The 6,470-nt window shown below is 74.1% G+C and carries 7 protein-coding genes; 5 read left to right on the forward strand and 2 right to left on the reverse strand.

The window, feature by feature from the left end:
* Positions 1 to 6: 6 nt before the first annotated feature.
* A complete protein-coding gene (locus tag ABEA81_RS30520) occupies positions 7 to 984 on the reverse strand; it encodes a sigma-70 family RNA polymerase sigma factor (RefSeq protein ID WP_345609756.1) in 978 nt (325 codons plus the stop codon).
* 70 nt (positions 985 to 1,054) lie between these two features.
* On the opposite strand from ABEA81_RS30520, the gene ABEA81_RS30525 reads away from it, so the two are divergent.
* Positions 1,055 to 1,885 (forward strand): alpha/beta fold hydrolase, encoded by an 831-nt coding sequence (locus ABEA81_RS30525; RefSeq protein WP_345609757.1) that lies wholly within the window; start codon positions 1,055 to 1,057, stop codon positions 1,883 to 1,885.
* A gap of 3 nt (positions 1,886 to 1,888) precedes the next feature.
* Here ABEA81_RS30525 and ABEA81_RS30530 read toward each other — a convergent pair whose 3' ends face one another.
* Positions 1,889 to 2,266, reverse strand: a complete 378-nt coding sequence (locus tag ABEA81_RS30530; protein ID WP_345609758.1) for a VOC family protein — start codon at positions 2,264 to 2,266, stop codon at positions 1,889 to 1,891.
* Between the two features lie 113 nt (positions 2,267 to 2,379).
* Here ABEA81_RS30530 and ABEA81_RS30535 point away from each other — a divergent pair, with 113 nt between their 5' ends.
* The 4 genes from ABEA81_RS30535 to ABEA81_RS30550 all read left to right on the forward strand — a co-directional run.
* Positions 2,380 to 2,847 (forward strand): hypothetical protein, encoded by a 468-nt coding sequence (locus ABEA81_RS30535; protein WP_345609759.1) that lies wholly within the window; start codon positions 2,380 to 2,382, stop codon positions 2,845 to 2,847.
* A gap of 3 nt (positions 2,848 to 2,850) precedes the next feature.
* A complete protein-coding gene (locus ABEA81_RS30540) occupies positions 2,851 to 4,323 on the forward strand; it encodes a multicopper oxidase family protein (protein ID WP_345609760.1) in 1,473 nt (490 codons plus the stop codon).
* Positions 4,324 to 4,427: 104 nt separating this feature from the next.
* Entirely contained in the window at positions 4,428 to 5,585 is a 1,158-nt protein-coding gene (locus tag ABEA81_RS30545) for a metallophosphoesterase family protein (protein WP_345609761.1), read from the forward strand.
* Positions 5,585 to 6,470: SMC family ATPase (locus ABEA81_RS30550; RefSeq protein WP_345609762.1), on the forward strand; the 886-nt coding region annotated here is incomplete at its 3' end. The genes ABEA81_RS30545 and ABEA81_RS30550, both read left to right, overlap by 1 nt.

The raw sequence follows: 6,470 nt of genomic DNA on the forward strand, positions 1-6,470 counted from the left end.
GCCCGGTCAGGTGAGCACCGCCGGCAGGCCGAGCGGCGGGAAGTGCTCCGGCCCGACGAACGCGGTGACCTCCGCGACCTTGTCCCCGCGCAGCGTGAGGACGTCGACCGACCAGGGGGTGTGCGCGCCCGCCCCGTCGTTCCACAGGTAGGACCCGATCGCCGGCTGCCCGTTGGCGCTCGTCGGCACGTGCCGCCACGAGCCGCAGGTCATCGGCACCGCCCTCGCGAAGTCGGTGACGGCGGCGAGCCCTCGGTACCAGTGCGGCAGCGGCGGCATCGACCAGGTCACGTCCTCGGTGAGGAGCGCGACGAGCGTGTCGGCGTCGCCGCGTTCGAGCGCGCCGGAGAAGCCGGCGACGATCTCGCGCAGCCGGGCGTCGTCGAGCTCGTGGAGCGTCTGCTGCTGGGTGCGGGACGGCACCCGGTCGGTGACGATCTTGCGGGCGCGCTGGAGCGCGCTGTTCACCGAGGCGGCCGAGGTCTTCATCATCTCGGCGATCTCGGCGGCCGAGTAGCCGAGCACCTCGAAGAGCAGCAGCGCGGCCCGCTGGTTGCCGGGAAGGTGCTGCACCGCGGCGACGAACGCCAGCTCCACGGCCTCCCGCTGTTCGTACGCCAGCCCGGTGTCCGGGTACGGGCCGAGCCAGGCGGCGTCGGTGCGCGGCGCGGCGCCGCCGACCACGTCCTCGCTCGCCGGGCCGAGGTCCATCGGCAGCTCGCGCCTGCCGCGCCGGGCGATCGTGTCGAGGCAGCTGTTGGTGGCGACGGTGTAGAGCCACTTGCGCAGTGAGCTGCGGGCCTCGAAGCGCTCGATGCCGCGCCAGGCCCGCACGAGCGCGTCCTGCAGGGCGTCGTCGGCGTCGTGGACGGAGCCGAGCATGCGGTAGCAGTGCGCGTGCAGCTCCCGGCGCAGCGGCTCGACCAGGCCGGCGAACGCGGCGTCGTCGCCCCCGCGGGCCCGCACCAGAAGTTCCTCGCTCACACGCGATGATTCTGCCCGACCCCGGGAGTCTGGTTGCGCGACGAGGACCCGGCTCCTGGAGGAGAAGAGCATGAGCACGACGACGAACGCGGCCACTGTGGGCACCCTCGACGTGGCCGACGCCCGGCTGCACTACGAGGTGCGCGGCCACGGACCCCTGGTCGTGCTGGTGGGAGCCCCGATGGGGGCCGCGGCGTTCGCGCCGCTCGCCGACCTGCTCGCCGCCGACCACACCGTGCTCACCACCGACCCGCGGGGCACCGGCCGCAGCCCGATGGCGGACCCCGGGCGCGACTCGACCCCCGAGCTGCGCGCCGCCGACCTCTCGCGGCTCGTCGCCCACCTCGACGCGGGCCCGGCCGCCGTGCTCGGTTCCAGCGGCGGGGCGGTCAGCGCGCTCGCCATGGCGCAGGCCCACCCGGACCAGGTGCACACCGTGATCGCCCACGAGCCGCCCCTGACGGAGCTGCTCGACGACCGCGAGCAGCGCCGCGCCGCCACCGAGGACATGATCGCCACCTACCTCGGCGGCGACGTGACGGGCGCGTGGGAGAGGTTCTTCACGCACGCGAACATCGTCATGCCGGACGGTGCGATCGAGCAGATGTTCGGTGGTGAGCGCGATCCGCAGCAGGTCGCCGACGAACGCCACTGGTTCGCGCACGAGATGCGCCCGACCGTCCGGTGGGAGCCCGACCTGGACCTGCTGCGCGGGAGCCGGGCGCGGATCGTCGTCGGCATCGGCGAGGACTCGACCGGTCAGGTCTGCGACCTCACGTCGACGGCGCTCGCGACCGCGCTGGGTATCGAGCCGACCTCGTTCCCCGGCGGCCACATCGGGTTCGTCGACGACCCCGCGGCGTTCGTCGTCCGGCTGCGCTCGGTCCTCGCCGGCAGCTGACGGTCAGGCGTTCTCCCAGAGGCCGAGTGTGTTGCCCTCCGGGTCGGTGAAGTAGGCGAACGCGCCCATGCCGGGGATCTCGGACCGCGGCCGCACGACCTTCCCGCCCGCGGCCTCGACCTGCTCGAGCGCCCGGTCGACCGACTCGACGTCGATCGTGAGGACCGGTGACGGGGTCTCGGCGCTGCGGCGCAGGAGGCCACCGTTGATCGCCCCGGCCGCCGTGGGCATCTGGGTGGCCTCGTCGACCTCGGTCGTCTGGACGATCGTGTAGTCCATGTCCGGCATGTCCTGCACCTGCCAGCCGAAGACCGACCCGTAGAACTCCTTCGCCCGTGCCACGTCATCGGCCGGGATCTCGAAATGCACGACGCTGCGCATGGCGTTGCTTCTACTCCTGGTTCGCGGCCGTGAACAGGCCCGTTCAGCGGTGGTAACGCCATCGGGCCCAGCGGCGAGTTGCGGGCAACATCCCTGCGGCGGAAGGGACCGCCATGAAGTCCGTCTACCGTGTGCTCGCCTACCTGATCGCGCTCGAGGTCGTGATCCAGGCGGCGGCGATCGCGTTCGCCGTGGCAGGTCTCGGGACGTGGATCCAGCAGGGCGGGGTGCTCGACGCCGCATCGATGGAGAGCGAGACGACGGAGTTCACCGGCGTGGCCGGCTTCATGATCCACGGCCTGAACGGCCAGATCATCGTGCCGCTGCTCGCGCTGGCACTGCTGATCGTCTCGTTCTTCGCGAGGATTCCCGGCGGCGTCCTCTGGGCGGGGATCGTGCTGGTGACGGTCGTGGTCCAGGCGCTGCTCGGGATCTTCAGCCACGGCGCGCCAGTGCTCGGGCTGGTGCACGGGGCGCTCGCGCTCGCCCTGTTCGCGGTCGCGGCGATCGCGGCCCGCAGGTCCGAGGCCGCGCTCGGCGCGCCGGTGCACGCCCCGGCGCCTCCCGCGGGCGTCGCGTAGGCGATGCTCGCTCCGCCCGAGGCCCCGGCGGCCCCGCGCCGGCCCGGGCGCAGGCGCCTGCTCGTGCCCGCCGTCGCCGCGGTCGTCGTGCTCGCCCCGCTCGCCTGGCTGTGGCAGGCGAGCCTGCTGCCCGGCACCTACTCGGTGACGGACATGGGGACCGTCGACGACGGGCGCGGGAACGCCGGGCACGCAGGCCACGCCGCGACCGCGGGCGGGCGGAGCGTGGACTCGCTGACCGAGCCGTCCGCCGGGCCCGCCGACGTCCGGGTGGAGCTGGTGGCCCGCGAGGAGCCGTTCCGCCTCGCGTCCGGCGAGGAGACGACGGGCTACACGCTGAACGGCACCTCGCCGGGCCCGGTCGTCCACGCCGAGCTCGGTCAGCTCGTGGAGGTGCGGCTGGTCAACGAGTCGGTGCGCGACGGGGTCACCCTGCACTGGCACGGCCTCGACGTGCCCAACGCGGACGACGGCGTCGCAGGCGTCACGCAGGACGCGGTGCCGGTCGGCGGCTCGTTCACCTACCGGTTCCGGGTGCACCAGGCGGGCACGTTCTGGTACCACTCGCACCAGGCCTCGCACGTGCAGGTGCAGCGGGGGCTACTGGGAGCGCTCGTGGTGACGCCGCCCGGCGGGGTGGGCGCCATCGACGCGCTCGCCCTCGTCCACCTCTACGACGGGACGCGCACCGTGAACGGGCGGAGCGGGGAGACGCCGGTCGCCGCCGCGCCGGGCGAGCGCGTGCGGGTGCGCGTCGTGAACACGGACAACGCGCCGATGTCGGTGTGGGTGCCCGGGCGCCCGTTCCGGGTGCTCGCCGTGGACGGCAGCGAGGTGCACGGGCCCGGCGAGGTGCGCGACGTCGCCGTCGAGGTCACCGGCGGCGCCCGGACCGACCTGGAGGTCGTGGCACCGGCCAGGATCGACCTGGGCGGCGCATCCGTGCTGGTCGGTGAGCAGGCGCCACCGGCAGCGCCGCGCCCCGCCGCCACCCTGGACCTGCTCACCTACGGCACGCCCGCCCCGCTGGGCTTCGACCCGGCCGCCGCGACCCGGTCGTTCGACTACGTGATCGGCCGCAGCCCCGGCTTCCTCGACGGGGTGCCCGGCATGTGGTGGACGATCAACGGTCACCTGTTCCCCGACGTCCCGATGTACATGGTCGCCGAGGGCGACGTCGTGCGGATGCGGGTGGAGAACCGCAGCGGTGAGGGCCACCCGATGCACCTGCACGGCCACCACGCCGTGGTGCTCTCCCGGGGCGGCGTCCCGGCCGCCGGGAGCCCGTGGTGGGTCGACTCCCTGCAGGTCGCCGACGGCGAGACCTACGAGATCGCCTTCGTGGCCGACAACCCCGGCGTGTGGACCGACCACTGCCACAACCTGCCCCACGCGGTGGAGGGCCTGGTGGCGCACCTGATGTACGAGGGTGTGACCACGCCGCACCGAATCGGCGGCCCCAACACCCCGGAATGAGCCCCTCCGGGTGGTCTGCCTCTCGGCGCACGCGAACGTCTGTTCGGCCGACGCACCGGCGCGCGTCCCCGGACCCGCCGGGCAGCACCCTTACGATCCGCCCGATGCGACTGCTGCACACGTCCGACTGGCACGTCGGCAAGACGCTCAAGGGCCGCTCCCGGCTCGACGAGCAGGAGCAGGTGCTCCGGGAGATCGTCGGCATCGCGCGGGAGCACGAGGTCGACGCGGTGCTCGTGGCCGGCGACCTCTACGACACGGCGGCGCCCTCCGCGCAGGCCCAGCAGCTGGTGGTCCGCACGCTGATGGGGCTGGCGCGCGACGGCGCCGAGGTCATCGCCATCGCCGGCAACCACGACCACCCCGCCGCCATCGACGCCTACCGGCCGCTCGCAGGCGCCGCCGGCATCACGCTGGTCGGCACCGTGCGCACCGCCGCGCGGGGCGGCGTCGTGGAGTTCACGGCGAAGTCGACGGGGGAGCGGGGCACCGTGGCCGTGCTGCCGTTCCTGTCGCAGCGCTACGCCGTGCGCGCCGCCGAGCTGGTGGCCAACACCCCGGCGGAGAACACCAACGAGTACGACCAGCACCTGCGCGACATCCTCGGCGCGCTCACCGCCGGGTTCCGCGACGACTCGGTCAACCTCGTGATGGCCCACCTGACGGTGCTGAACGGCGTGTTCGGCGGCGGGGAGCGAGCGGCCCAGTCGATCTTCGAGTACGCGGTGCCCGCCACGATCTTCCCGGTCGAGTCGCACTACGTCGCGCTCGGCCACCTGCACCGGCGCCAGCGCATCGACGCCCCCTGCCCGGTGCACTACTGCGGCGCGCCGCTCGCGATCGACTTCGGCGAGCAGGACAACACGCCCGTCGTCTGCCTGGTCGAGGCCTCGCCCGGCACCCCGGCGCAGGTCACCGACATCCCCATCACCTCGGGGCGCAGGCTGCGCACGGTCCGCGGCACCGTCGCCGAGCTGGCCGCGCTCGCCGAGCGGGCGGGCGAGGACTACCTGCGCGTCTTCGTGCGCGAGCCCGCCCGCGCCGGGTTGCGCGAGGAGGTCGCGGCATTGCTGCCGAACGCCCTGGAAGTGCGGATCGACCCGGAGTTCGCGGCGCCCGTCGCCGCGTCCCGGCCGTCCTCCGGTCCGGAGCGCTCGCCATCGGAGCTGTTCCGGGAGTACCTCGGCACCCGCAACGTGGCCGACCCGCGCGTCGAGCAGTTGTTCGCGCGGCTGCACGACCGTGTGACGGGAGCGAGCTGATGCGTCCGGTCCTGCTGGAGATGGCGGGCTTCGGCTCGTTCCGAGAGCCCACCACCGTCGACTTCACCGGCGCCGACTACTTCGCCTTCGTCGGGCCCACCGGTGCGGGCAAGTCCACCGTGATCGACGCGCTCACGTTCGCGCTGTACGGCTCGGTGCCCCGCTGGGACAACAGCCGCACGGTGGCGCTGGCGCTCGCACCGACGGTCAACCGCGGCACCGTACGACTGGTGTTCGACGTCGGTGGCGCCCGCTACGTCGCCGCGCGGGAGCTGCGGCGGGCGGCGAGCGGTGGTGTGTCCGTGCGCGGCGCCCGGCTGGAGCGGCTGCGCGACCCGTCCGGCACCGGCGGCCCGGACGAGGAGAGCGAGTCGCTCGCCGACGGCGCAGGCCCCGTCACGAAGGCCGTGGAGGAGCTGCTCGGGCTGCCGTTCGGCGACTTCTGCACGTGCGTGGTACTGCCGCAGGGTGAGTTCGCGGAGTTCCTGCACACCGAGCCGCGCAAGCGCCAGGAGAAGCTGGTGCGCATCCTCGGGCTCGGGGTCTACGACGTGATCGCGCGCGAGGCCAACAGCGAGGCCGCGGCCCAGCGCCAGCGCGCCGAGGTGCTCGCCGAGCAGCTGTCGGGCTACGCCGACGCCACCGAGGAGGCCGAGCGGGAGGCCGCGGCGCGGGTGGCCGAGCTCGCGGAGCTGGCCGAGCGGGTCGACGCGGCGGTGCCGGAGCTCGCGGCGGCCTCGGCGGCGCTCGACGTGGCCGAGGCCGGGGCCGGGCAGCTGCGCGCCGAGCGGGAGCTCCTCGCCGCGCTCGCCGGCGCGGACGGCCTCGCCGACCCGGACGCCCGGCACCGCGCGGCGGCCGAGCAGCTGGCCCTGGCCGCCGAGC

The organism is Pseudonocardia adelaidensis, from assembly GCF_039543345.1.
Classification (GTDB): domain Bacteria; phylum Actinomycetota; class Actinomycetes; order Mycobacteriales; family Pseudonocardiaceae; genus Pseudonocardia; species Pseudonocardia adelaidensis.